General features: G+C 36.4%; 28 protein-coding genes. 2 read left to right on the forward strand and 26 right to left on the reverse strand.

Going from position 1 to position 26,644, the window contains the following annotated elements:
• Nucleotides 1–29 precede the first annotated feature (29 nt).
• The 19 genes from LWE_RS13970 to mnmE all read right to left on the reverse strand — a co-directional run bounded on the left by LWE_RS13970 (nt 30) and on the right by mnmE (nt 17,743).
• Nucleotides 30–329: a PTS sugar transporter subunit IIB gene (locus tag LWE_RS13970; protein ID WP_011703417.1), complete on the reverse strand. Its 300-nt coding sequence runs from the start codon at nt 327–329 to the stop codon at nt 30–32.
• A gap of 15 nt (nt 330–344) precedes the next feature.
• Entirely contained in the window at nt 345–1,640 is a 1,296-nt protein-coding gene (locus LWE_RS13975; RefSeq protein WP_011703418.1) for a PTS sugar transporter subunit IIC, read from the reverse strand.
• A gap of 146 nt (nt 1,641–1,786) precedes the next feature.
• On the reverse strand, nt 1,787–3,703 hold the full coding sequence (locus LWE_RS13980; protein WP_011703419.1) for a BglG family transcription antiterminator: 1,917 nt from the start codon (nt 3,701–3,703) through the stop codon (nt 1,787–1,789).
• A 221-nt stretch (nt 3,704–3,924) separates the two neighbouring features.
• Nucleotides 3,925–5,391, reverse strand: a complete 1,467-nt coding sequence (locus LWE_RS13985; protein ID WP_011703420.1) for a catalase — start codon at nt 5,389–5,391, stop codon at nt 3,925–3,927.
• Nucleotides 5,392–5,533: 142 nt separating this feature from the next.
• Entirely contained in the window at nt 5,534–5,740 is a 207-nt protein-coding gene (locus LWE_RS13990; protein ID WP_011703421.1) for a DUF951 domain-containing protein, read from the reverse strand.
• 6 nt (nt 5,741–5,746) lie between these two features.
• Nucleotides 5,747–6,598 (reverse strand): ParB/RepB/Spo0J family partition protein, encoded by an 852-nt coding sequence (locus LWE_RS13995; protein WP_011703422.1) that lies wholly within the window; start codon nt 6,596–6,598, stop codon nt 5,747–5,749.
• Nucleotides 6,591–7,352 carry a ParA family protein gene (locus LWE_RS14000; RefSeq protein WP_011703423.1) on the reverse strand — a complete coding sequence of 254 codons (762 nt, stop codon included), beginning with the start codon at nt 7,350–7,352 and terminating at the stop codon, nt 6,591–6,593. Before LWE_RS14000 ends, LWE_RS13995 begins: the two co-directional genes overlap by 8 nt.
• 223 nt (nt 7,353–7,575) lie before the next feature.
• Nucleotides 7,576–8,298, reverse strand: a complete 723-nt coding sequence (locus LWE_RS14005) for a helix-turn-helix domain-containing protein (RefSeq protein WP_011703424.1) — start codon at nt 8,296–8,298, stop codon at nt 7,576–7,578.
• Between the two features lie 192 nt (nt 8,299–8,490).
• The gene (locus LWE_RS14010; protein WP_011703425.1) at nt 8,491–8,790 is read right to left on the reverse strand and encodes a hypothetical protein; all 300 of its coding nucleotides are present in this window, start codon (nt 8,788–8,790) and stop codon (nt 8,491–8,493) included.
• A 12-nt stretch (nt 8,791–8,802) separates the two neighbouring features.
• Nucleotides 8,803–9,657 (reverse strand): nucleoid occlusion protein, encoded by an 855-nt coding sequence (noc, locus tag LWE_RS14015; RefSeq protein ID WP_011703426.1) that lies wholly within the window; start codon nt 9,655–9,657, stop codon nt 8,803–8,805.
• Between the two features lie 145 nt (nt 9,658–9,802).
• Nucleotides 9,803–10,513: an N-acetylmannosamine-6-phosphate 2-epimerase gene (locus tag LWE_RS14020; protein WP_011703427.1), complete on the reverse strand. Its 711-nt coding sequence runs from the start codon at nt 10,511–10,513 to the stop codon at nt 9,803–9,805.
• Nucleotides 10,514–10,628: 115 nt separating this feature from the next.
• Nucleotides 10,629–11,345 carry a 16S rRNA (guanine(527)-N(7))-methyltransferase RsmG gene (gene rsmG, locus LWE_RS14025; protein WP_011703428.1) on the reverse strand — a complete coding sequence of 239 codons (717 nt, stop codon included), beginning with the start codon at nt 11,343–11,345 and terminating at the stop codon, nt 10,629–10,631.
• A 157-nt stretch (nt 11,346–11,502) separates the two neighbouring features.
• A complete protein-coding gene (locus LWE_RS14030) occupies nt 11,503–11,769 on the reverse strand; it encodes a hypothetical protein (RefSeq protein WP_041176458.1) in 267 nt (88 codons plus the stop codon).
• A gap of 1 nt (nt 11,770) precedes the next feature.
• Nucleotides 11,771–12,136, reverse strand: a complete 366-nt coding sequence (locus LWE_RS14035; RefSeq protein WP_011703430.1) for a hypothetical protein — start codon at nt 12,134–12,136, stop codon at nt 11,771–11,773.
• Nucleotides 12,129–13,400, reverse strand: a complete 1,272-nt coding sequence (locus tag LWE_RS14040; RefSeq protein WP_011703431.1) for a DUF2974 domain-containing protein — start codon at nt 13,398–13,400, stop codon at nt 12,129–12,131. Before LWE_RS14040 ends, LWE_RS14035 begins: the two co-directional genes overlap by 8 nt.
• Nucleotides 13,401–13,404: 4 nt before the next feature.
• The gene (locus LWE_RS14045; protein WP_011703432.1) at nt 13,405–13,788 is read right to left on the reverse strand and encodes a DUF1310 family protein; all 384 of its coding nucleotides are present in this window, start codon (nt 13,786–13,788) and stop codon (nt 13,405–13,407) included.
• A 128-nt stretch (nt 13,789–13,916) separates the two neighbouring features.
• Nucleotides 13,917–14,300: a DUF1310 family protein gene (locus LWE_RS14050; protein ID WP_011703433.1), complete on the reverse strand. Its 384-nt coding sequence runs from the start codon at nt 14,298–14,300 to the stop codon at nt 13,917–13,919.
• 155 nt (nt 14,301–14,455) lie between these two features.
• Nucleotides 14,456–16,345, reverse strand: coding sequence for a tRNA uridine-5-carboxymethylaminomethyl(34) synthesis enzyme MnmG (gene mnmG / locus LWE_RS14055; protein ID WP_011703434.1), 1,890 nt, complete (start codon nt 16,343–16,345; stop codon nt 14,456–14,458).
• A 24-nt stretch (nt 16,346–16,369) separates the two neighbouring features.
• Nucleotides 16,370–17,743, reverse strand: coding sequence for a tRNA uridine-5-carboxymethylaminomethyl(34) synthesis GTPase MnmE (gene mnmE / locus LWE_RS14060; protein WP_011703435.1), 1,374 nt, complete (start codon nt 17,741–17,743; stop codon nt 16,370–16,372).
• A gap of 364 nt (nt 17,744–18,107) precedes the next feature.
• On the opposite strand from mnmE, the gene LWE_RS14065 reads away from it, so the two are divergent.
• Nucleotides 18,108–18,929: a D-alanyl-D-alanine carboxypeptidase PBPD2 gene (locus LWE_RS14065; protein WP_011703436.1), complete on the forward strand. Its 822-nt coding sequence runs from the start codon at nt 18,108–18,110 to the stop codon at nt 18,927–18,929.
• A gap of 48 nt (nt 18,930–18,977) precedes the next feature.
• Here LWE_RS14065 and LWE_RS14070 read toward each other — a convergent pair whose 3' ends face one another.
• Complete coding sequence (locus LWE_RS14070; RefSeq protein WP_011703437.1) at nt 18,978–19,688, reverse strand: SMUG2 DNA glycosylase family protein; 711 nt, start codon at nt 19,686–19,688, stop codon at nt 18,978–18,980.
• A gap of 20 nt (nt 19,689–19,708) precedes the next feature.
• Nucleotides 19,709–20,236 (reverse strand): TetR/AcrR family transcriptional regulator, encoded by a 528-nt coding sequence (locus LWE_RS14075; RefSeq protein ID WP_011703438.1) that lies wholly within the window; start codon nt 20,234–20,236, stop codon nt 19,709–19,711.
• Nucleotides 20,237–20,396: 160 nt separating this feature from the next.
• Here LWE_RS14075 and LWE_RS14080 point away from each other — a divergent pair, with 160 nt between their 5' ends.
• Nucleotides 20,397–21,128, forward strand: coding sequence for a 3-oxoacyl-ACP reductase family protein (locus LWE_RS14080; RefSeq protein ID WP_011703440.1), 732 nt, complete (start codon nt 20,397–20,399; stop codon nt 21,126–21,128).
• 50 nt (nt 21,129–21,178) lie between these two features.
• Here LWE_RS14080 and LWE_RS14085 read toward each other — a convergent pair whose 3' ends face one another.
• From LWE_RS14085 to LWE_RS14105, 5 genes are all read right to left on the reverse strand, one after another.
• Nucleotides 21,179–21,499 (reverse strand): hypothetical protein, encoded by a 321-nt coding sequence (locus tag LWE_RS14085; RefSeq protein ID WP_011703441.1) that lies wholly within the window; start codon nt 21,497–21,499, stop codon nt 21,179–21,181.
• A 24-nt stretch (nt 21,500–21,523) separates the two neighbouring features.
• Nucleotides 21,524–22,765: a DUF1015 domain-containing protein gene (locus LWE_RS14090; RefSeq protein ID WP_011703442.1), complete on the reverse strand. Its 1,242-nt coding sequence runs from the start codon at nt 22,763–22,765 to the stop codon at nt 21,524–21,526.
• A gap of 88 nt (nt 22,766–22,853) precedes the next feature.
• Nucleotides 22,854–24,041, reverse strand: a complete 1,188-nt coding sequence (locus LWE_RS14095; RefSeq protein ID WP_011703443.1) for a phosphoglycerate dehydrogenase — start codon at nt 24,039–24,041, stop codon at nt 22,854–22,856.
• Nucleotides 24,034–25,125, reverse strand: coding sequence for a 3-phosphoserine/phosphohydroxythreonine transaminase (gene serC / locus LWE_RS14100; protein ID WP_011703444.1), 1,092 nt, complete (start codon nt 25,123–25,125; stop codon nt 24,034–24,036). Before serC ends, LWE_RS14095 begins: the two co-directional genes overlap by 8 nt.
• 369 nt (nt 25,126–25,494) lie before the next feature.
• The gene (locus LWE_RS14105) at nt 25,495–26,643 is read right to left on the reverse strand and encodes a lmo2826 family MFS transporter (RefSeq protein ID WP_011703445.1); all 1,149 of its coding nucleotides are present in this window, start codon (nt 26,641–26,643) and stop codon (nt 25,495–25,497) included.
• Nucleotide 26,644: the final 1 nt, after the last annotated feature.

Here is a 26,644-nt window from a genome sequence, read left to right on the forward strand (position 1 = left end):
CTCTCCTCCTTGCTAAACAACTAAGAACTTTATAATAAACTAATTGCTAAATCTAACACTTTCTCCCCGTTCATTCGGCCATAATCCACGATGTCGATAACTGCTACAGATACTTTATCACCAACTGTTTCTATTACTTTATCTTTCATATAATTCACTTGGGGTCCGAGTAAGATTGCATCTGCTTTACGCCATTTTTTTTCGAAATCAGTTTCTGAAATAGCCCAAATAGTTAATTCTAAATTACGTTCTTCTACAACACGTTCCATTTTTCTTACTAAAACACTTGTAGACATTCCCGCATTACACATCAGCATAATATTTTTCATATAAAATCCCTCCAATTAAGCTTTAATTCGATCATTGGCTTTTAAGAACGGTAGGTAAAGAAGTACGCACACGCCAATCAAGAAAATCTGGAATACTGCAGCGCGCCAGTCTCCACCTGTTGAAAGGAATCCAGAAGCAACAACGGGTGTCGTCCATGGAACCATCACTACTACTTCTGAAATCATATTCAGTTTTGTCGCAAAATACGCTAAACATAAGCAAAGTGGTGTTGAAATAATAAATGGAATCATTAAACTTAAGTTATAAACAATCGGAAGGCCAAATACTACAGGCTCATTGATGTTAAATAAACCCGGAGCCGCAGATAAAGTAGCTATTTCACGATAATCTTTTCGTTTTGACCAAATAAAAATTGCTATTAATAACGCAATTGTATTTCCGCCACCACCCATAACACCAAAAACATCACGGAACGTAGTATTAATAATATGTGGAATCTCTGTATGATTCGCAAATGCTGTCATATTTTCTTGCATATTTGCCAAAAGAACCGGATCCATGATGGGTCCTAGAATACCACTGCCCGCAATCCCAATCGAATACAGCATTTGTGAAATTGTCATTAAAGTCAAGAATCCCGGAACGCTTGTAACAAGGAATGTTAATGGTTCTTGAATAATCGCGCTAATTAAAGAATACAAATTCAAGCTGAATAATGTCACTACTAAAAATGAAATAAATGCAAAAATAAGTATCGTTAACATTGTAGGAATAAGCACATTGAATGATTTAATTACTGCTGGAGGTACACTATCACCAGAAATATGAATCTTCATTTTCTCACTCTTAGAAAGGCGAATGAATACTTCCGTTGCAAGGAGCGCAGTTACAATCCCAACAAACATCCCTGCCGAACCCATCAATGCTATCGGCAATACTCCTCCAACTTCTACAGCTTTTTCTGCTCCAATCGGTACAACCTCAGTTACCGCTGGAATGAAGATAACAATAAGTGCGATAGTCATTAATGCTGGCGCAAATGGATTTTCAAACTTCCGATTTTGCGCTAAAAAATACGCAACCGACGCCCCAATTAAAATAGTAATAATCCCCAAAGTCCCATTCACAATACTGTTACCTAGCCCTTGCCAAGTAGTAAGTGTTTTGGAACTGATGATTGCCGACATAAAACCATCCGGCTTAATAATAACGTTATTAATTAAAACCATAAATCCAGCTAACATAATAAAAGGTAAGATAGTAGCGAATGCATCACGCATAGACTTCAAATGAATTTGATTTCCAAGCTTCTGCGATAACCAACTTAATTTCTCGATGAATTTTTTCAATTTTTATACCTCCTTTGATATTACAATAAGTGTAGCGCTTTCTTTTTGTTAAATAAATCTAGTCTTTTTCCGCATCTATATTTTACATGCGGAAATAAAAAAAGCCCATTAAACTTTTCTTTAAAAAAGTCTAACGGGTTTCTTGGTTATAATGTTTGTAACACTCGCATAAAACCTTCAAAATTAGTCACACGTTTTAGCTCTCCCATTGCTTTTGGACTTTCTACTAAATTGCTAATAAGCTCATACACTGTTGCAAGCTGTTGCTGTTGCCGATTTTTCACAGCTAACATAAAAACAACTTGCGCTTGGTCTTCCTCATTCCACTTCACTCCTCCACCACTACAAATACAGACTCCGATAACTGTTTCTTGAACATTAGCCTCTATTGGATGTGGCGCCGCAAGTCCATTGCCTAAATAAGTCGGTACAATTTCTTCCCGCTCAAAAAGTGATGGTAGATAGTCTGCACCAACAATTTTATTTTCCAGTAACAGACTTGCTAAATCTATCAATACTTGCTCTTTATCTTTCTTATCACTTATTAAAAACAATGATTCCTTAAAAACTTTATCCACATTAAATTGATTTTCCATTGCATCTTTCTTGATTAAAGCCGTAATATTTCGAATATCTGCTTTCGTTAAAAATGGCGACACTTGGACGAATGGATGCAATTTCATTCGTAATGGTACTGTAGAGATAACAAAATCACACATCGTTCCGCTCTGCTCATATTCTTTAAAAGAGTATACACCAATTATATCAAGCGCATTCTCAAACTCTTTTCGCACTTTAGATTCCAAAAGTTGTGATGTTCCTAAACCCGAAGCGCATACTATTAATACTTTTTGTTTATCAGATACTACCTCTTTATCTAAGCCATATAAAAAATGAATAGCTAAATATCCAACCTCCGCCTCATTCACTTTTGTTTTAAGCTCTTGTTCAAGTACATCTTTAGCAACCAAACCTAGTTCGAAAGCTAGTGGATAATTAGACTTTAGATTTTTTAGATAAGGGTTTTGGATATTCATGTTAAATTTCATTCTATTAATAGCAGGTTTTAAATGCAGTGCAATATTTGAAATCATCTTTTGATCTTGCTTAAAGTCATAACCATATAATTCTTTAATTTTTGTTAACATCTTATCAACAATAATATACTCGCGGTAATTATTGAAATCACTTTTTCTATTTTTCGAACTAAGATGTAGAAGTAGATACGAAATCTCACTCTCTGGGAAATGAATTCCTTCTGAAAGGTCGATTTCTTTTATAATATCTTGAGCCGCGCGGAATTCAGGAATACTAAATTCAATATCTTCCAAATCCGTTACATGCACATAACAATTATCCTTTACACGACATACTGCAATGGCAATATGGATAATCAAATTTTTAACCGAAATGTCTGTCATATGAATATTATATTTTGCTATATTAGAAATAACAACCTGCTCAATCATTTCCAAATTAACTTCGCTAAAAAAATTTCTTTCTGTATCAGTAATAAGTGGATTTGCAGACTCTACTAACAAATATCTTGAAAAACAAAAACGAATTGCAACTTCTACACCAGTAATCCTAATTCCATAGCTAGCTCGTTTCTCCACTTTTAATCCATTTTCTTTTAGTTTTCGCTTAACTTCTAAAATATCTAAATTTATTGTAGACTTACTAACAAAAAGTTCTTCTGCTAGCTTTTCCAGCTTAACATAATCATTATTCAATAATAAATATCGAATAATGTAATCTGTTCTATCCTCTGCAAACATAGGAACAATATTCATATTAGCTCTTCCTACTGAATTATCCAGAAGAACTTCACGAAGTATTTTTTCATCACTAACAACTAAGCGATACCCTACACCACTAAGAGACTCAATTTGATTTCCGCCAGTCTTCAGGATTTCATTAATCATTTTAATATCATTTCTAATTGTCCGAGGGTTAACAGCTAAGGCTTCCCCAAGTTCTCTACCACTAATAAACTCCATCTTTAAATAAAGCATATGAACTATTTGTTTCCACCTTGGCAATGATAATTTTGAAGCACTCACGTAGCTCCACTCCTCACAACAATTAATTTAAGCTATATAACTCTGATTATAAGCCTATCCCCTCATAACGACAAGTCTTCCTAAAATAGTACTAAGTATTTCTCTAAAAAACAATATCACTACAATCTCTTATTCCCAATGCTTCAAACTAAAAATGTTTCACGTGAAACACAAAAAACGAAAACCCTTTAATCAGCAAAGGATTTTCGTTTTTATTTCACTTATTTTAAATCTGTTACATGTTCTTCAAGATTAATACCAGTTCCCTTAGCCACTCGACTAGCAAATTCTGGCTCTATTTGATAAAAGTTGCGTAAGTTACGGATTTTAATATCATCTCGTACTTCAGACCAATCATCGACAATGTTTTTCACAAGTGCTGCGCGTTCGGCATCTGTATAGCGGTCCCATACTTCTTTTGCATGACCAAAATTATTTGGTTTTTCAGCAATCAGACGACCAGAGATGTTGCCACGAATTTCTTGTTCTTGTTCGATAAATGCTGGATTTTCTTTTGGTTCTGTATCATAACTATTTGGCTCATAATTAATCGAACTCGTTTGCTGCTTAAATGGCATCTGACCATCACGTTGGTTATTCGCAACAGGTGCTTTCGGGCTGTTAATTGGAAGTTGTAAATAGTTTGGCCCCACACGGTGTCTTTGCGTATCAGAGTAAGAGAACAGACGGCCTTGCAACAAACGGTCCTCAGAAGGCAGCATACCGCGTACAAGTACACCAGGATTAAAACCAACTGATTCTGTTTCCGCAAAAATATTATCTGGATTGCGGTCAAGTGTCATCGTTCCAACATGTTCATAAGGAAATACATCTTCAAACCAATCTTTTGTAGCGTCTAGTGGATTGAAATCAAAGTTATCTAAGTCTTTCGGATCCAGCACTTGCACATATAAATCCCACTCTGGATAATCTCCGTTTTCAATTGCTTCATACAAATCACGACTCGCATGGTTAAATTCTTTTCCCTGAATTTGCGCAGCTTGCTCTGTCGAAAGGTTCACGATTCCTGCTTTTGGAATCCAGCGCAGTTTTACATAGACAGTTTTACCTTCTTCATTAATCCATTTAAACGCGTGAACACTAGATCCACGAATTTCACGATAAGATGCCGGAGTTCCTTCATCACTAAATAAATACATAATCATCGTGGTAGCTTCTGGAGATAAACTAAAGAAATCCCAATAGCGATTACCATCTTGAATATTCGTGCGCGGATCGGGCTTCAAGGAATGAATAACGTCTGGAAACTTAATCGCATCACGAATAAAGAACACCGGCAAGTTATTTCCGACAAAGTCGTAATTCCCTTCTTCCGTATAAAATTTAACAGAGAACCCACGTGGATCACGCAATGTTTCTGGAGAATGTTGGCCATGAATTACTGTTGAAAAACGAGCAAAAACCTCTGTTTCAGTTCCTTCTTCTTGTAAAAAATTAGCGATTGTATATTTTTTCATACTTTTTTTAGTAACAAACTTTCCGTGCGCCCCAGCACCGCGAGCATGTACAACTCGTTCTGGCACTCGTTCTCTATCAAAATGCGCCAACTTCTCAATTAGCACGTAATCTTCTAGTAAAGTTGGTCCTTTAAGTCCCGCAGTCATCGAATTTTGGTTGTCACCAACCGGCACACCTTGATTCGTTGTTAAATTCTTTCTATCTGTCATATGTAAATACCTCCATATAAATTCTATATCATTTTATTTATAATAATTATTAAATGATACTATTTATATTCTAAAGGAGGAATAGCTAAACTTCAACTAATAGACTTAACAAAAAAACAGGCGAGAAAATAATCGCCTGTTTTTATTCTTGTACAGCCTTAACTAAGATTTTCTTCACTTTTCGCTCGAATTCGCGACGTGGAATCATGACACTATGTCCGCAACCTTCGCACTTAATACGAATATCCATCCCCATGCGAATGATCTTAAAACGATTGGTACCACATGGATGGGGCTTTTTCATTTCTACAATATCATTTAAATCGAAATGCTTTTTTTCCATAAACATCACAACCTATTCATCATCAAACTGAATATCTAAAATCTCTAAAATACGATCTAAATCATCATCTGATAAAAATTCAATTTCAATTTTACCTTTTTTATCGCGACGTTTAATCGAAACGGCTGTTCCAAATTTATCACGTAATTGGCTTTCACTTTCACGAATAAAGATAGGAACTCTTGCTGGTTTGATTGTTTCACGTGAAACATTGTCATTCAAATTGTTCACAACGTCTTCCAATTGACGAACTGTTAACCCTTGTGCCACAGCTTTTTTAGCAGTTGGGATGATATTTTTCTTGAGTTTTAAACCTAATAACACTCGTCCATGACCAGCTGATAAAGAGCCATCACGAAGCATTACTTGAACTTCTTCAGGCAATGTCAAAAGACGAACAAAATTAGCAATATAAGGTCTGCTTTTCCCAACACGTTCTGCTAATTTCGCTTGTGTTAGACTTAATTTTTTCATAAGGAATTGATACGATTCAGCTTCTTCTAACGGAGACAAATCTTCCCGTTGCAAGTTTTCAATGACAGACAGCTCCATCATTTCTTCTTCCGTTAAATCACGCACAACTGCTGGTATTTCTTTTAATTTAGCTTCTTTTGCTGCGCGGAATCTCCGCTCACCTACAACGATTTCATATCCTTTTTTAGCATTTCTTAAAATAATTGGTTGTAAAACGCCGTGGATTTTAATAGAATCACGTAATTCATTGATTGCTTTCGTATCAAAAATTTTACGTGGTTGATATGGATTGGGCTTGATTTCTTTTATAGCGATATTTTGAACAGTTTCTTCATTCGCATCAACATTATTGAATAACGCATTGATTCCTTTACCTAGACCTTTAGCCATGTGCAACCACTTCCTTTGCTAATTCTAAATAAACTTCTGCACCTTTCGATTTTGCATCATACAACAAAATCGGTTTTCCATGACTAGGCGCCTCACTTAAACGTACATTACGTGGGATAATGGTATTAAATACTTTATTTTGGAAGTATTTTTTCACTTCTTCTATTACTTGTATGCCTAAATTCGTCCTAGCATCTAACATAGTTAGTAAAACACCTTCTATTTCTAAATCTTCATTAAGATGCTTTTGAACTATTCTTATTGTATTTAATAACTGGCTCAAGCCTTCTAACGCATAATACTCACATTGAACAGGAATTAAAACAGAATCTGCTGCTGTTAAAGCATTTAAAGTCAACAGACCAAGTGATGGTGGACAATCAATAATCACATAATCATAATCATCACGAATTGAGTCGATTGCTTTTTTGAGTCTAATTTCACGTGAAATCGCCGGAACTAGCTCTACTTCAGCACCTGCAAGTTGAATTGTTGCCGGAATAACATTTAGATTATCTAAATCTGTTTTTTGTAACACATCTTGAATGGCCACATCGTCAACCAATACATCATAAATGCAATGTTCGATTTCGCCTTTATTTACACCAACACCACTTGATGCGTTTCCTTGTGGGTCAATATCTACTAGTAACACTTTTTTACCTAAAAAAGCTAGGCTAGAGCTTAAATTAACGGATGATGTCGTTTTACCAACCCCACCTTTTTGGTTTGCCAGTGCAATCACTTTGCTCAATCTTTTTCACCAACCCTTATTTTGTACCGAAATTACCGGTTCTTTTATCTTCTATTCTACCAAAAGATTTTCATTTAGTCTTACAAAAAGTAAAAATAAATTGAAATTCGTGTTTTGAATGCCTAAAAAGGACGGAAATCAGATTTTAAAAAACAGAAATGTTTCACGTGAAACAATTTTAAATAAAAAAAGCAACCAACCTAAGCTGATTACTTTTCTACCATTAATCTACAGAAAATGTGGTCTTAACTCCTAGAACTGTGCAGACTTTCTGATACATTCTAAGAGTTAAATCTGGGTCCCCTGCTTCTAAACGTCCAATAACAACTGGTGATAAATCAGATTTAAGAGCTAAATCTAATTGTGACCATTTCTTTTCCATTCGTTTAGAGAAAATATATTTCCCTAAGCTTGCTGAAAAACTTTCTAAGTAGTGAGCAATACCTTCATTTTCTAATGCTTTGTTTTTCAATGTTTCAAATTGATAATCCGAGTTACCAATACTTGTTTCTGCTTCGGTTCGACGCAAGAAGAGCCGTTTCGCCTCTTCGCGATAGGCGCCCATTTGATCTGTGAATGGATTTTTATCTTTAAAGTACCCCTTAACAAAGCAATAATAGGTTTCATCTCCACTAAATGCAGTGAAGTAAATTAAACGACAATTTTTATCTTTAAAATGCGCTTTCATTTCTTGAATCGGTTGGTCAACTGTCGTTTCAATACGATTGGTTTGTAGAGAATAAGCCTGACTTTTACCGATAATCAAATGTACATCGGGGAGAATTTGCTTTCCAGTACTTAGTTTTCTTGTTTCTGCTGTTTCTAATTGCAATAGTCCTTGAAATACTAAAGTAGCCATTAGAGGCTCTTCCACAATTAAGTTTTGTAAAAAATCATACGCTTGGAACTCATTTTGTTCGTCTTTCACAAAAATGATTTTTGCCATTCGTTTCGTGATTCCACTCTTACTTGAGTGAACCACTCCCTCCTTTACAACTTTACCTAATTCTATTGTACTTTTTTCTGCTCAAAATTGCACTTATTTTATCTATTTTACATAAAAGAAGCACACTCCACTCATATTGAGTTGGCAATCGTTTTAAAAATAAAAACCCGTTTCTATTAACGGGTTTCTTAACTATTTATTAGCTTCTTTAGCGATTTGATACCACCCATAAATCTTCACTATTGCAAAAAAAGTATAAGCAAATGCAATGATATAGGCACCGTAATTTGTTAGTAAAATGTTGAAGCCACTTCCCCAACCAGATTCTTCTGCTACAGCCACAGCTCGCAGATAAGGACTGGTGAAAAAGTAAGTAATATATATTGGATTGAAACTCATGATTGCGCTAGTAATAGCAATCGCAAGCGACGGTAACACCATAAAAGAGCTGATGATACCTATTGCATGACCAATTATCTTCAAAAACCTCACTGCTACACCTCTTTATTTCTTTTTAGGAATTTGAATGGTAATTTGATAAAAATCATCTGTTTCTTCTTCTTTAAAATCTAAGTCCATTCCGTTATCCTTGACCATAGTTACCGACTGTTTAATCGTGTTCATAGCAATACGTACATCGCGACTAATTGCTTGGCGTTTTGGTTTCGTTTTTTTAGTAGTTGTAGGTTTTTTCACACCTAAAATTTCTTGAATTCTTGCTTCTGTCTGTTTAACGTTCCAGTGATTTTCTTCTATTTCTGCTAAAAGGTCCACTTGCGTTGCTTCAGTTTCTAGAGCTAATAATGAACGAGCATGACGCTCAGAAATTTGTTTATTAAGCACGGCTTGTTGGACAGCTTCTGGTAATTTTAAAAGACGCAATTTGTTCGCGATAGCAGATTGACTTTTTCCAACACGCTGCGCAAGTGCTTCTTGTGTTACATCTTGCATATCTAATAAGCTCCGATATGCTTTCGCTTCTTCAATTGGGGTTAATTCTTCCCGTTGTAAGTTTTCAATTAACGCAATCGCAGCTACTTCTTCATCATCTAAATTCTGAATAATTGCTGGGATTTTTTCCAATTCCAAAGAAAGAACTGCACGGAAACGACGCTCTCCCGCAATGATTTCATAATAATCCGGCTCCATTTCTCTAACCACTATCGGTTGAATAACACCGTGAATTCGGATAGTACGAGCAAGTTCATCAATCTTATCTTGATCAAATACTGTCCGTGGTTGGAATTGATTCGGGAAAATTTTATCCATAGGAAGTTCTAGTACACGTTGTACTCCTTCTTCTACTATATCATCCATTTGATTCTTCTCTTTTTTTCCAAATAAACGTGAAAAAGGCATCTGGGTCCTTCCTTTCCGGAAAATCTTGGGCGCTTCTGAATATATGCTACTATCCGCAAGTCTCTTAAACTATTTTAGCAGAAATGTCAGAGAAAAACACGTTTATTCTTTAGTTTAATAAAAAATCCCCAAAATTACTTACTAATTAACTTTTACCTAAATGGTCTTTTTTCATTTCATTAATAAAACGTTTTGTAATTTCTTGAGGTCTAGTTATCGCACCACCTACAACAACTGAATAACAACCTAAAGCAAGTACTTCTCTCGCTTTTTCAGGTGTATCAATTTTTCCTTCTGCAATAATCGGTGTGGTGGTGCTTTTTAAAACTTCTTTTAAATAAGCAAATTGATTATCACTAATATTTTTCCCTGTAGTTGCTTCGGTATATCCATAGAGTGTTGTGCCAATAAAATCAAAACCTAGCGCATCAGCGTATTTTACATCTTCCAAGCTACTTGTGTCAGCCATTAAAAGAATATTTGGAAATTCTTTTCTCACTGTTTTTATAATTTCATCTAACTTTTCACCATGTGGTCTTAACCTTGTTGTCGCATCCATAGCCACAATTTGAGCGCCAGATTCACAAATTTCTTTGACTTCTTTATAAGTTGGTGTGATAAACACCTCTGAGCCTTCATATTCATTTTTAAAAATACCTATTATCGGAACATCAACTTGTTCTTCAATAGCCTTGATATCTTTTGTTGTATTTGCTCGAATTCCAACCGCACCACTCTGAACCGCAGCTAGAGCCATTTTTGACATGATAAACGAGCTGTGAAGTGGCTCGTTAGATAAGGCCTGACAAGAAACTACTAGCCCGCCTTTTATTTTTTCTTTCACAGAATTATTCATAAAAGATCCTCCTTAAGAAATTGTATATTATCAAAAGTCCTTTCTGGTATATAGTGATTCCAGAAAGTTTAAAGGATATCTGGAGTTTCTATAGATAGAAAGGACTTTTCATTATTTATTCGATTGGTAATTTGTTTGGTGTTCCAGGTTTTCGTGGGTATTTGTTTGGTGTTTCTTTTGTTTTATTGATGACATAGATATTTCGTTCGCTTTCTTCTACTGGTAATAAGAAAGAAAAATGATCAACGACTTTTCCGCCAAATAGTTTAATGGCTTTTTCGGCTATTTGTAGTTCTTGTTCGGCTTGAGCTGCTTTCATCACTAGGAAAGATCCGCCTTTTTTCACAAGTGGTATGCAAAGCTCGGCTAATACGCTCATTCTTGCTACTGCACGTGCGGTTACGAGGTCATATTTTTCACGGTGCGCTTTGTTTTGACCAAATGTTTCCGCCCGATCATGATAAAAATGAACATCTGTTAAGCCTAATTTTTCTGCCAGCGCATCTAAGAAAGTCATACGTTTTTTCAGAGAGTCCACGATACTTACTTTTAAATGTGGAAAACAGATTTTTATTGGAATGCTTGGGAAACCAGCGCCAGCACCAACATCACAAATGGAATCGAATGAAGTAAAGTCTACATAAAAAGTGGCCGAAATGGAGTCGTAGAAATGCTTTAAATACACTTCTTTTTCATCTGTAATAGCTGTTAAATTCATTTTTTCATTCCATTCTACTAACATTTCAAAATAATCATGGAATTGTTTCATTTGCGTGGCACTTAATTCTATTCCTTTTTCAGCAAGCGCCGTTTTGAATTGTTCTGGATTCATGTTTGTTCCTCACTTTATTTTTACGATTGGCCCAGGTTTATGGTGCGGAGAAATTCAGTTTATACTTTTAAACAGGCTTATACCGTTGATTTTCTATATTTAAGTTCAAGTATAAATATTTTCTTGCTATTTAGCAAGCTCGTATTGTGTAGATTGTTTAACAATTATCGAGCTTTTGGGCGCTTTCTTTAAAGCTTTCTTTGGCTTTTGTAACCCATTTGCCTTTTGCAGTAGTAGAAAGGCCATCTATATAACTCGAGCAATTGCTTTTTATGTCTGCTATTTTATCCCGCTTCATCATTTTTAACATTCGCTTACGATTTTCTGATGTTGTATGACTTTGGCTGGCTACAAACATCCATATAAGGTTTCTTTCTAGATTTTTTCGTGACTCTAATAAATCCGCTCTTAATTTATCTATCATCTTACTCATCACATTCCTTTTTCAGCTGATGTAGTTCTTCTTCATAAGCAGTCACTTGCTTGTTATAAAGGGTTTGATGTTCTTCGTACTCATTTTCTAAGTTTGTTAGCGCGTTTTTTACCGCCCATTCGCCCTCTTCTTGGATAGAACTGATTAAATGGTTGGCTTTTGGTAAATCTTCTGATGCGTCATAATCTCTTTTTTGATAGATATATCTGATTTGTTCAGAAAGATTTTCAAGTTCTTGATTAAAACGCCATTTTTCTTGGGATGCATCGTCCATCGCTTCGTCCAATTGTCGTCTTTTTCTATTAAACTCATCGTCCAAATTTTCTAGTTTTAGCAGTAGCTGTCTTTGTTTATCCATACATGCTCCCTATCTGTTTGGCTAATTCTTGGTCGGTTTTCACTTGGCTTTTTATGGCTTCGTTGATTTGTTCTAATAATTTATCATATTCTTGTTCTATTTTGGTTGCTTCGACTAAGGATTTTTCGCAGTCTTGCACTGTCTCTATCACAATTTTCGATTCTGTTGCGCTGCCATATGCAAGTGCCGTGAGTATTTCTGATTCAGACAGCTTCGAACCAATGTCCCTTGCATCTGAAAGTGTATCCCGCCACAAGTCTTCGGCATTCTCAATCGCTTTATCAAACATTTCTTTTAAGTCTTTTATTTCACCTTGGATTGTTTGTTTCATCCCCTGTGTAATTGCTAGTCCTTCTGCTGCATCTAAGAATATTTCTTCCGATGAAGTCAAAGAACCACCACTTTTTGAGAAACTGGTTCGCATGATGTCAATTGCTGCTAATTGTTGAGCTGTTGCATATTTGGCTAGCCGCAAGCTTCCTTCTTTATCTGTTAGAATGCTTCCGTCTTTGTTGAATTGATAACCACCCCACATATGCTGCTCAACCATACCAGCTTTTGTAGATTCAATCTCTATTAAATGACCAATTGTTGGGTCTCCGATACCATAACCGATTGGCACATAATCCTTCCTATCAACGAAATTAAATAGTCTGTCTAAAGCGTTTATTGCTTTTACGGTGTCTTGTTGTTTTGGTGTTAGATTTGAGTAGATATTGGGCCCTTGGTAGAAGAAACCACCACTAATGCGATTAATATCTTTTTTATCTAAATCTGCAATAGCATATTGAGCATTCATGGATCCTAGGGAATGACCATAAACATAAACTTGAGCATTTGGGTAGAGTCTCATTGCTTGCTTTAAAGTTTCTGCGGAGGACTTTAATTGAAACGTTACTGTGGGACCTCCGCCATTTGTAATTTGGATTGCGGTTGGAATATCGTTATCCAGCCAGTCATTCCTTACATCTTTAAATTCAGGATGCTTCGTGTCCATGATATTGGCCTTAGAAGGAGCTGTTGAACCTTTGTAAAGAATTGTTAGTTCTTTCACTTGGTTTCTTGCACTGATGGAAGCTGTGGGTGGTGTGTATTTATCTGTGATGATGTAGGATTGTTCTCCGGTTGATTTGTTGTTGATTTTAGATACGATTCCTATTGACTTCTTACTTTCTCCAATTTTCACTGGATCTGCCTCATTATAGGAATTATATTGCTGCTTAGCTATATCTAACCTTTGTTTATCAGTATAGTTATTATGCATTAAATCATTTCCCCTCCAGTAGCATCTCTAATTTCGCAGAATTCCCACCACCATCATCAATCATTTTTTTATCATCAGTATTATTCAATGTAAAAAAAACATATAACTCTGGATTTTCATTAACATATAGAGTAACGTCTATTCCTCCCATAGGGTTTTGTTTAATACTTTTCTTGTCTATTTCATATGAGTTAATTACACCCTTCCCAGTTAATGCTTTAGCATCCAAATTTTTCAGTCCATTTTCAAAAACTCGTTTCGCTTCATCACTAAATACTACATTCATCATTTCTTCATTTATTTTCTTCTCATCCATATAGAATTTCACCCCTAAACCCAAAAAGGTTATTACTGTAATTCCTAGTACTATTATCCACCTCTTTTTCAACTCTTCACCTCTGTTGTATGACTTTTTATTTGTAGGTCTATTTTATCACATGTTAGAAATTTTCACTTTCTCTTTTTTCAATCTTTTAACTTTTGTTTAATTTCTTAGTTAGTATTGGTTGGACTATCTTAACTCCCCTTAAGATTTAATTTCTTTGTAAGTTCCTTAGAGATACTAGCACCCCCACCATCTAATTTGCCATTATATTTTCCCAAAGTATAGGTAATATACCACTCTAAATCCTTATTTATAATTAAAGTTACATTGATTCCACCCATTGGACTTCTCTCTATACTTTCTTTGTTAATTTCATATGATTGAATTATACCTGCTTTCGTGAATGCTTTTGCATCCAAGTTTGTCAGCCTCTTTTCAAAAACTTGTTTCGTTTCTTCACTATAAACAACCTTCCTCATTTCTTCGTTTAATTTTTCTTCATCCATATAGAATTTTATCCCTAAGCCCAAAATAGTCAATACTGTAATTCCTAGTATTATCCATCTCTTTTTCAACTCTTCACCTCTGCTCTATGTATTATATGTAATTCCATTCTACCTTAATTAAAGACAAGAAAAAACCACATTATTCAACGAAAACTTCAAACTCAATTGTTAAGTTTGAAGTTTTCGTGAACATGTGGTTTTAGTTATTATAGTAATCCGTGTTCTTATTTACTTATCTTCGCGATTTTACCTTGTTCAATATAAACAAGTAATATAGATATATCTGCTGGGTTTACCCCGCTAATACGGCTAGCTTGGGCGATAGAAAGTGGTTCGATTTTCTTTAATTTTTCTAATGCTTCGGTTGCGAGTCCGCTAATAGCATCATAATCGATGTTTTCTGGGATTTTTTTGTCTTCCATACGTTTCATTTTTTCTACTTGAAGGTTAGATTTTTGAATATAGCCTTCATATTTTACTTGGATTTCTACTTGTTCAGCGATTTCATCGGTTATAAATGTTTCACGTGAAACAATTTGGGCGATTTTATCGTAGGTTATTTCTGGACGGCGAAGTAGATCTGCTGCTAGAATTCCGTCTTTCAGCTCACCTGAACCGATTTCTTTTAGCATGGCTTGAACTTCAGCAGTTGGTTTAATACGTGTTTTTTGCAGTCGTTCTTTTTCAGCTTCAATTGCACTTTGTTTAGCTAAAAAGCGTTCATAACGTTCGTCGCTAATTAGTCCAATCTCGTGACCGATTTCAGTTAAACGCAAATCTGCATTATCATGACGTAGTAATAAACGGTATTCAGCACGAGATGTTAGCAAGCGATAAGGTTCTTCTGTTCCTTTTGTTACTAAATCGTCAATCAAAACACCAATATAAGCTTGATCACGACCGAGAATAATTGGCTCTTTATCAAAAACTTTTCGTGCGGCATTAATTCCTGCCATTAGACCTTGGCCAGCTGCTTCTTCGTAACCACTTGTACCATTAATTTGGCCGGCTGTGAAAAGACCTTCGACTAATTTAGTTTCAAGTGACGGCCATAATTGATCGGGCATCACTGCGTCATATTCGATAGCATAGCCAACCCGCATCATTTCAACATTTTCAAGTCCTGGAATAGTTCTTAACATTTCGCGTTGCACTTCTTCTGGCAAACTAGTGGAAAGGCCTTGGACATAAACTTCTTCGGTATTCTTGCCCTCTGGTTCAAGGAAGATTTGATGCCTTGGTTTGTCGCTGAAACGAACAATTTTATCTTCAATTGACGGACAATATCTTGCGCCAGTTCCTTTTTTGGTTGCTGTAAACATTGGTGAACGGTGCAAATTCGCTTGGATTATTTCGTGGGTTGTTTCGTTTGTATAGGTTAACCAACACGGTAGTTGATCGAGCATCATATCTACCGTATCAAAGCTAAATGCCCGCGGATGATCGTCTCCTGGTTGTTCTTCTGTTTTTGAATAGTCGATTGTACTTGATTTCACTCGTGGTGGTGTTCCAGTTTTAAAACGGCGTAGTTCAAAACCTAGTTCTTCCAAGTGCTCAGATAGTTTAACAGAAGGCTGTTGGTTATTTGGACCACTTGAATAGCGCAGTTCGCCGACAATGATTTCGCCGCGCGAGAAAGTCCCTGTAGTAATAACGACTGTTTTCGCATAATAAATTGCACCACTATTAGTAATAACACCTTTACACACGCCATCTTCAATAACTAAATGGTCAACAAGTCCTTGGCGTAAAGTGATATTTTCTTCTTTTTCAATCGTATGTTTCATTTCATGTTGATAATCCCATTTATCAGCTTGAGCACGCAATGCGCGAACAGCGGGGCCTTTACCTGTATTTAACATCCGCATTTGAATGTACGTTTTATCCGTGTTGCGACCCATTTCCCCGCCGAGTGCGTCGATTTCTCGCACAACTACGCCTTTTGCTGGTCCTCCAACAGAAGGATTACATGGCATAAAAGCGACCATATCTAAATTTATCGTTAACATCAGCGTTTTGGCGCCCATCCGGCCACTGGCAAGCCCTGCTTCTACACCCGCATGGCCTGCACCAACAACGATGACGTCAAAAGTTCCTGCATCATAGGTTTGCATTTTATAAAAACATCTCCTAAAAAATCATTTTCCAAGGCAAAATTGATTAAACAACTGATCGAGCAATTCGTCCTGAACAGAATCACCAGTAATTTCACCTAGTAAATCCCATGCACGAGTCATATCAATCTGGACAATATCCACTGGCATACCCAGCTGAATTCCAGTTGTAACTGCGTTTAATGCTTCTAAGGCTTGATGAAGAAGTGCAATATGTCGGACGTTCGATACATAAGTTGCATCCCCAGCATCAATATCACCGGCAAAAAACAATGTTTTAATTGCTTCTTCTAAAGCCTCTAAACCTTCATCATTTACTAGAGAAGTGGAAACAATCGGGTTTTCCCCCGCAAGTTCACGCACTTTATTTATATCAAGTTTTGTTTCCAAATCTGTTTTATTTAAAACGACCACATAATTATGACCCGCAGCTGCTTCAAATAACGCTTCATCTTCTACTGTCAACTCTTCGTTTTGATTTAATACTAAAAGAATAAAATCAGCATCCGCCAAGGCTTTTCTTGAACGTTCTACACCAATTTTTTCCACAATATCTTCTGTTTCGCGAATTCCAGCTGTATCGATTAGACGCAGTGGTACGCCGCGGACATTGACATATTCTTCTATAATATCTCGCGTTGTCCCAGCAATATCTGTGACGATTGCTTTTTCTTCTTGAATTAGTTGGTTAAGTAAGGACGATTTCCCAACATTTGGTCGCCCGATAATAGCTGTTGCAAGACCTTCACGAAGAATTTTCCCTTGGCTTGCTGTTTGTAAAAGCTGCTCAACGGAAGCTCGAACTAGCTCCGTTTTTTCTAGTAACATTCGCTGGGTCATTTCCTCCACGTCGTCGTATTCTGGATAGTCAATATTCACTTCGACTTGCGCTAGTGCATCCAATATTTCTTGGCGCAAATTGCGAATCAATCGTGAAAGATTCCCGTCCATTTGTCTAATTGCAACGCCCATCGCCCGGTCTGTCTTGGCGCGAATTAAATCCATCACAGCCTCTGCTTGCGATAAATCAATTCTTCCATTTAAAAATGCCCGCTTTGTGAATTCACCTGGTTCAGCTAAATTGGCGCCATTTCGAAGTAATAGTTGCAACACGCGATTCACTGATACGATACCACCATGAGCGTTTATTTCTACAACATCTTCTCTTGTAAAAGTACGCGGAGCACGCATAACAGTGACCATTACTTCCTCAATTACTTCGCCGTCTTCTTTTATATGACCATAGTGAATAGTGTGACTTTCCGCTTCACTTAAGTTCTTTTTGGCATAAAAAATACGATCCGCTATCTGAATCGCCTCTGGACCGCTTAATCTAATAATAGCAATGGCCCCTTCTCCCGGCGGTGTTGAGATTGCAGCAATAGTATCAAATTCCATTCTTTACTCATCCTTTCTCATTAGAATTTCAGCCCAAATAAGCTTTATCCTATATTGAATAAATTTTGGCACATGATTTTGTGCATTATCAACAACTTACGCTCCGCTTTGACCAAAGCAATTAAATTGTTAGTATTTTGAAGGTTATCCATAGACTTATTAACATATCCACAGAAAAACCATTAATAAAAATTCATCCCTATCATTTTAACTTATCCACATGTGAATAACAATAGTTTTATCTCTACTGGTTAAGAAAACCTAAATTTTCAAGTTAAACCTTTAACTAATCCTTATATTTACTTGAATTTAACTCCATTTTTATCATGTATACTAAATTTAATACTAAAAGGAGGAGAACAAAATGAAATTACGCAAACTAACTTGGTTGCTACTAATAGGAACATTGCTACTCTCCGCTTGCTCTGACAATCAAACAAATTTAAACGTATCAGCAGACGCAGCAGCAGTCTATTCAATGAATGATAAAAAAGCTATATCTGAAAAAAATTCGGATAAAGTAATGCCAATAGCAAGTATCACAAAATTAATGACAACTTTCTTAGTACTAGAGGCTGTGAAAAAAGGCGAATTATCTTGGGATGAAAAACTTGATTTAATTCGACTAGATGATCCTTCAGCTGTTTCACTTTATGCAATTACAAAGAAAAGGACATGGTCTGTAAGAGATTTATATAGTGCAATGCTTGTTATGTCTGCCAACGATGCTGCTGAAACACTTGGTAATCGGTTAGATGGAGCTGACTTCCCTAAAAAAATGAATAAAGAAGCGAAAAAACTCGGCTTATCTAACAAAACAGAATTTGTAAGCGCCAGTGGACTTGATGTTGATGGAGAAAGGTCGGTTTCTACTACAAAGGACTTATACAAGTTATCTTCTGAATTAATTTCCACTTATCCTGAAGTGCTAGACACAACTTCCAAATCAAGTATTATAACGGAAAAAGGTGCTAAAATTGAATCTACCAATGATTTAATAGGTACCATCCCTGGTTTAGACGGCTTAAAAACTGGATTTACAGATGAGGCCGGCTACTGCTTTATTGGTACAGCAAAACAAAATGGAAAACGTGTAATTTCCATAGTCTTAAATTCAGATACCGCCGAAAACCGATTTAAGGATACAGAGAAATTGATAAAACTTGGGTTTAAAGGCGAGGAATAAAATAAAAAGAACTTCTTTTGACGGAGAAGTTCTTTTTATATGGTCTAATCATTCACGTCGCAAAGCCCGAAGATATTTTTCCAAATACATATCTTTATTTTTCGAATTATATTGGGTAATAAAACGTGGGTGTTCTAAAGGTATAATTGTTTCAAAAAGCTGATACTCTTTATTTATTTTGGATAAAAAATCATAATTTTCTCCGCTTCCAATGCAGTAACATACTGATCTATCTATTCCAAAATCTAATTGGCTATGTAATGATTTTAAAATAAAAGAGGTTAATGCTGCTTGTAATTTTTTGTTTTCATAATAATTACAATTGACTTCATTTCCTTTAGCGTTGGTTCTAACAATACCAAGCGGACAAACAAAATTCATATAAAAATCAGTATAAAATGGTTCACAACCTCCATATGCTTCCATTACATCATACAAAAAACCTGATGAAGATTGATTTATATAAAATTTATCAATAAAAATACCCGTTTCACTTTGAAGGTGTTTGGCATCTTCAAAAGGAACTCCTGTCACAGCTGATCCTCGCCGAGCTGGTGAGCTCCCTAGGATTATTCTGCGCGGTTTTTTATCATTATAGTATTTTTGATAGAAATTTGCCGTTATTTTTCTTACTAATGTTTTTTGATCACCTTCAAACGGATTAATTAAGCTATATCCCGTTGGAAGACTAAGCGGATACTGTGAAAGTGTTTCGTTAAAATGTAATATCTGTTTAGCAAAAGTTGTTTTTTCCGTCATGTAACACAATCCTCTCTTTTTCATTTAAAAAGTGACCACACTTCTTCAAACAATTCTGCATGACCTGCGCGACTCCAACGATGAGCAAAATAAGGATTATGAAAATAAACAAATGCGGTAATAATTGCCGCTCCTTGGTTTGCTCGCCCACTAATTTCTTCAGCTTTTTGCGCTAAATGTTCTAAATGATTCGTTACAAGCTCGCTGTTTTGTTCAATATAATCTGTATACAGCAAGAACATTTTTCGGTCATTATCAAATAGCTTTTTCTTCGTTTCTGCCAAAAGCCACAACCAATCGTGAAGGTCGTCATTAGGTGATTTATCCGCTTTTTTTGTCCAAGCGAAAATTTCACGTGACGTTTCCTCTAACCAACGTAGCGCCAATTTCTGAAATAAATCTTCCTTGTTTCGATAATGTTTATATAGCGCTGCATGCGTGACATTTAAGTTTCCTGCAATATCATAAAGGGTTGTTTTCTCCATACCTTTTTCATAAATGATTTTTTCTGCCATATCTAGAATAATTTCTTGTGATAATCTAGCCATTTTTATCCCTCTATTTCCTTCATTCTCTACTTTTAATTATACATGAAAAAACAAAAGTTACAAATCCTTGACAAAGTAACCAAAAGGAGTATACTTCCATATATAAAGTTACTTAAATCAAAAAAAGTAACTAATTTGCATTTGAAGGAGCGAATAATTTATGACAAATAAGCGTGTTGCATTTATTTTAGGGGGATCTGGTGGCATTGGTAAAGCAGTTGTCGAGAAATTAATTGAACAAGATTATGCGGTTGCTGTTCATTATGCAGGAAATAAAACAAAAGCAGATACACTTGTTGAAACTCTAGTAGCCTCTGGTGGCAAAGCGATTAGTGTTGGTGGTGATGTCGCAGATGAAAATCAAATGATTAGCGCGTTTGACGTTATTGAGGCTCATTTTGGTGGGGTTGATGTCGTTATTAATACTGCTGGTATTATGAAACTAAGTCTCATTACTAGTTTGGATATGGAAGATTTTGACCTTATTCAAAGAACTAATGTCCGCGGAACTTTTGTTGTTTCCAAACATGCTGCCCTTAGAGTTCGAAAAGGAGGTGCGATTATCAATTTTTCCACATCAGTAACCCGAACTAATTTTCCTGCATACGGGGCTTATGTTGCTAGTAAAGCCGCGGTTGAATCGCTCACATTAATTTTGGCGCGCGAACTTCGCGGAAAAGATATTACCGTTAACACAGTCGCACCTGGTCCAACTGCTACACCTTTATTTTTATCTGGCAAAGATGATAAAACAATTGAAAGTTTAGCAAATGCAGTGCCGCTTGAACGTCTAGGACAACCTAGTGATATAGCAGAAACCGTTGCTTTTTTAGCGGGACCAGCACGCTGGGTTAACGGACAAATAATTTTTACCAACGGAGGATTAGCTTAAAGTAAGAATGAAAAAGAGGCAAACAACATATAGCTGTTTGCCTCTTTTAATTACTCTTCTATTTGAATTGAAACCCCTACATCTAATAATTCCTCGACAGCGTAAGCGACAGAGAACTCACCATACTTATAAACTTCCTCATTTACAACTAAAATCGGCAAAGCTTTCATCCCCTTCTTGTCTAGCAAGACCTTCACTAGCTCAGGTAAATCTACTTTTCCGACCTCTTTCAGCTGAATTTCATACACTATCCCTGTCCAATCAAAATGGAGTTTTCGTGCGGCTTCATTGTGGGATTGTAGCGATTTCCATATTTCTAAGTTTATCTCTGATTCGTTTTCTGATGAATAATAATAACTAATTTTTTTCATTATGTGTAGTTCCTCCAGATGAAATTATTTACTTTCTAAATCATGAACGAACAAACCGCTTAATAATTTTGGTTCAAACCAAGTCGATTTTGGTGGCATGATTTCCGCAGCATCCGCAACGCTCAGTAAATCGTCCATTGTTGGCGGGTACATTGCAAACGCGACCGAGTGACTGCCGTTATCAACCAGACGCTCAAGCTCCTCTAAACCACGTATTCCACCTACAAAATCAATGCGATTGTCGCGACGAATATCTTTAATCCCAAAAATTGGCGTTAAAATTTGCGATTGTAAAACGGAAACATCCAGCTGTCCGATCACATCATTTGGAATCACTTCACTTTTCGCTGTCAGTTTATACCAATTTCCGTCTAAGTACATCCCAACTTGCTTTTGCTTCTCTGGTTTAAATGCTTCTTTGCCAACCTTTTCCACATCAAAACTTGTTGCCACTTTACTTAGAAAATCAGCTTCAATTGGCACATTCACTACACGATTATAATCAAGGATTTCTAGTTGCTCTTCAGGAAAAACAACCGATAAAAAGAAATTAAATTCTGCTTCTGGACCTGCATCAGGAAATTCTTCACGGCGTTTTAAGCCAACTTTTACAGCAGATTCTGTTCGATGGTGCCCGTCTGCTATATATAACGCTTTGACCTCCGAGAATGCCGCTGACAAGTCTTCCAAAATATATGTGTCTGTAATTGCCCAAACTTTATGTTGAACCCCATGGAAGCTCTCAAAGTCATATTCAGGCTCATTTTCATTTACCCAAGACTCTACAAGTGTGTTAATTGCTTCTTTTCCGCGATAAGTTAAGAAAATCGGACTTGTATTAGCATCGCAAGCATCTACATGACGAATCCGGTCTAACTCTTTCTCTTCTCGTGTTAGCTCATGCTTTTTAATTTTCCCATTCGTATAATCATCAATCGACGTACATACAACCAGCCCCGTTTGCGGACGGCCATTCATCGTCAATTGATAAATATAAAATGCTGGATTCGCTTCTCTTCCAAGCCAACCATCCAGCTCAAATTGCTCTAAATTATCAGCCGCTTTTTGATAAACAGCTGGGTCATAAGGAGAAATTTTCGGATCCAAATCAATTTCCGCCTTATCGATATGTAAAAAAGAATACTTATTGACTTCACCAAGTTCGCGCGCCTCTTCTGAATTAAGTACATCATATGGCAATGAAGCCACTTTTTTCGCTAAATTTTTAATGGGACGAATCGCTTTAAATGGACGTATATTTACCATTGTTATCCTCCTTTTTAGTAAAAGAGCATGAACTCATCTGGCAATTACCATAAAGTTTCATGCTCTCATTATTTCCCGGGTAATAATTTTAAACTGTCACACCTAAGGGCTCAATAACTCGAACACGCAGTACTCCTTGAACAGCTAACAAATCATGTTTTAGTTGTTCCAAATTAGCTTGCGTTTCCTTATCAATATCAATTAAAGTGTAGGCATATTCATTTTTACTACGGTTTGTCATGTCTAATATATTTAAGGAATATTTACCGAGTTCTGTCGTAATTTGTCCAACCATATTAGGAATGTTTTTATGGCAAATACCAATTCGTGGATGACCATTATATGGCATTTCAACGTTCGGATAATTAACCGCATTTTTGATACTACCTGTTTCAAGATAAGATTGTATTTCTTTTGCAGCCATTTTGGCACAGTTTGTTTCGGCTTCTTCCGTTGATGCGCCTAAATGAGGAAATACATGCACTTTTTTATGATTTAGTAATTCTTTAGTCGCAAAATCTGTAATATATAATCGTAAAAGTCCATCATCTAAAGCTTCTTTCATCGAAGTAGCATCTACTAGTTCTCCACGTGAAAAATTCAGTAAGACTGCATTATCTTTCAATAATTGAAGCGTTTCTGTATTGAACATGCCGCGTGTTTTATCTGTTAAAGGTACATGGACCGTCAAATAATCACATGTTGCTAAAACTTCTTCTATCGTCATTGCGCGTTCCACTTCTTTAGAAATTCTCCAAGCAGTGTCTACGGAAACAAATGGATCGTAACCAACCACATCCATGCCAAGCGATAAAGCATCATTTGCCACTAAGGCACCAATCGCACCTAAACCAATAATCCCAAGTTTTTTGCCCGCAAGTTCTGTTCCAGCAAATGCTTTCTTACCTGCTTCGACTTTTTGTTCTACATCATCTTCGGCCGGTAGTTCTTTCACCCATTCCGTACCTTCCAAAATTGGACGCGCCGAAACGAATAAACTAGCAAGAACCAGTTCCTTTACAGCATTAGCATTCGCACCAGGCGTGTTGAACACAACAATACCTTTTTCAGAACAATTTTCTACTGGGATATTATTAACTCCTGCGCCAGCTCTAGCAACTGCTTTCACTGTTTCTGGAAAGTCAAAATCGTGTAAGTTATAACTCCGTAGTAAAATCCCGTCTGCTGGCTGGTTCGCATCAATCACATATTTTTCAAGATCAAATGTCTTTAAGCCTTCTTTAGCGATAGCATTAAACGTTTGGATATTAAACACGTACTTCTCCCCCTTTTCTTGCATTTGCAAATTTTTCCATAAAGGCGATTAGTGCTTCTACTCCTTCCACTGGAAATGCATTGTAAAGACTTGCTCGCATACCGCCCACGGAGCGATGTCCTTTCAAGTTTTTAAAACCATTTGCTTCAGCTTCTTTTACAAAAGCTTTATCAAACTCTGCAGAATTCGTCACAAAAGGAATATTCGTGAGGGATCTTGCAGAAGGTTCGACCGGTGAAGAAAAGAAATCCGATTGATCAATATAATCATATAATAATGCTGCTTTTTTGCGATTTAACGCTTCAATCCCAGCAACCCCACCATGCTCTTTAATCCATTCGAACACTAATTTTGCTACATAAATAGCGAAAGTCGGTGGCGTGTTGTACATGGAACCATTTTCGGCCTGTACTTTAAAATCTAACATAGAAGGAAGTCCCTCTACTTGCCCGATTAAATCTTCACGCACGATGACAAGCGTTAACCCAGCAGGACCAATATTCTTTTGTGCTCCCGCATAAATTAAGCCGAATTTTTCCACATCATAAACACTTGATAAAATATTAGAAGACATATCTGCAACAATTGGGACAGTTGAATTTGGTACATCAAACATTGCTGTTCCTTCGATTGTATTATTTGTTGTTACATGTAAGTAGGCCGCATCACTCGAAACTGCAGGAATTTCAGGAATATAGCTGAAATTGCGGTCTTCTGATGAGGCAATGACTTCTACCTCAACACCTTGAATTTTTTTAGCTTCTGAAATTGCTTTCTTTGCCCAAGATCCCGTATTTACATACACTGCTTTTTTGCCATTTGCAAGATTCATCGGCACCATATCAAATTGCAAACTCGCGCCACCTTGCAAAAATAGTACTTTGTAATTTTCTGGAATCTCCATCAATTCTCGGATTAAACTTTCCGCATCGTCTAGTATGTTTTGAAATAATTCTGACCTGTGACTCAGCTCCATTACTGACATTCCCGAACCATTATAAGAGAGTAGCTCCCTTTGAACCTTTTCAAGTACCGGTACTGGTAAAACTGCCGGACCTGCCGAAAAATTATAAATACGTTCCACTCAACATCTCTCCTGTCATCAAATTTCCCCAATTACTTACAAAAAATTTTCACCAGTAATAGATACTTACTGATCAGATATGAGCCTTCCTCGTTACACTTATGCTTTTCGAAGTTCTGTTCTTAAGAAATAAAAAAACGAATCTGTGATATTCCACACAATATTCGGATTTTTCAGCGCTTAAAAGTAAACACTGCCTTTTGTACTTTTGTATATTATAGCAGAAAGAGAGCTGTTTTTCAGAAAATTTATACTAAATCTCCAAATAAATGTGATGTTTAAACATTCTGACATTAAAAAAGCGTGAGAATCCGCTATTTAAAGCAATTCTCACACTTATAAAATTTGAAATTAGCTTCACAAGAGATGTTAGCTAATTTTCAATTTCCGCCCTAAAGTAAACCAATATACAACAAAAAATACGACCAGCGCTATTATTGCTGTGCGGTACATAATGGCGTAATTATAGTAGGTCGCCACAATGCTTAGACCAAAACTCCCTACTGCCATCCCAATGTCCATGCCAGATAGAAATGTACCGTTTGCTGTTCCTTTGTTGTGAGGAGCCGCCCGGTCAATAGCTAGTGCCTGAAGTGCAGGTTGGGACATTCCATAACCTAATCCAAAAAATAGTGAGGCTACAAACAGACTAATTGCACCAGTTGCAAAAGAAAGAATCAAGATTCCTACTATCATTGCTAATGCCCCGGGAATAATGACAAAACGATGTCCTTTCGTATCATACAATCGTCCAGCAAACAAACGACTTACAAGCACCATAATTGCTTGCCCAATAAAATATACCCACGTTGTCGAAATACCAAGTTCCGTTCCATATACCATCATAAACGTCTGAATACCCCCAAGCGGAATTGCCATCAATAAACACAATCCAGCCGGAAGTAAAGCCGTTTTCTCAAATAGCTTCATTTTTTGTTGTACGACTTTTTCTGATTTTGGAATTTTCACCTGTGTCATCAAGATTAGGATAAATACCATCAAAACAAGCGAAAACGTCACTAATACATCAAAAGAAAAATAATTCATAATTAAAATAGCGATAATCGGCGCCAGTGACATTCCAAGCGCAGTCGTAAGCCCATAAAAGCCAATTCCCTCACCGGTTCTGCTCGGGGGAACTAATTTAGAAACTCCTGTTGCAATGGATGTTGTACCAATTCCCCAACCAGCTCCGTGAAAAAGTCGCAATATAAGTAAAGCTGCAACTGCTGTTGACCAATAAAAATTGACAGTCGTTAAAATTAAAATTAAAAATCCAACGATAATCAGCACTTTAGGTCCAAATTTATCATTCCAACTTCCAGCAATCGCTCGCATAAGTAGCGCTACAATTGAAAATAGACCTACTGCTAGACTTGCTTCCATCTGAGTTCCACCAAGCTCAATAATTCTGGCCGGTAACGTTGGCATAAACACCATAAATCCAATATATAAAAGTACACTTCCTATTAATAAAAATATATAGTCCTTCGTCCAAAGTCTTGTCTTGTTTTCCAAA

It is taken from the genome of Listeria welshimeri serovar 6b str. SLCC5334 (genome assembly GCF_000060285.1).
Taxonomy (GTDB): Bacteria; Bacillota; Bacilli; order Lactobacillales; family Listeriaceae; genus Listeria; species Listeria welshimeri.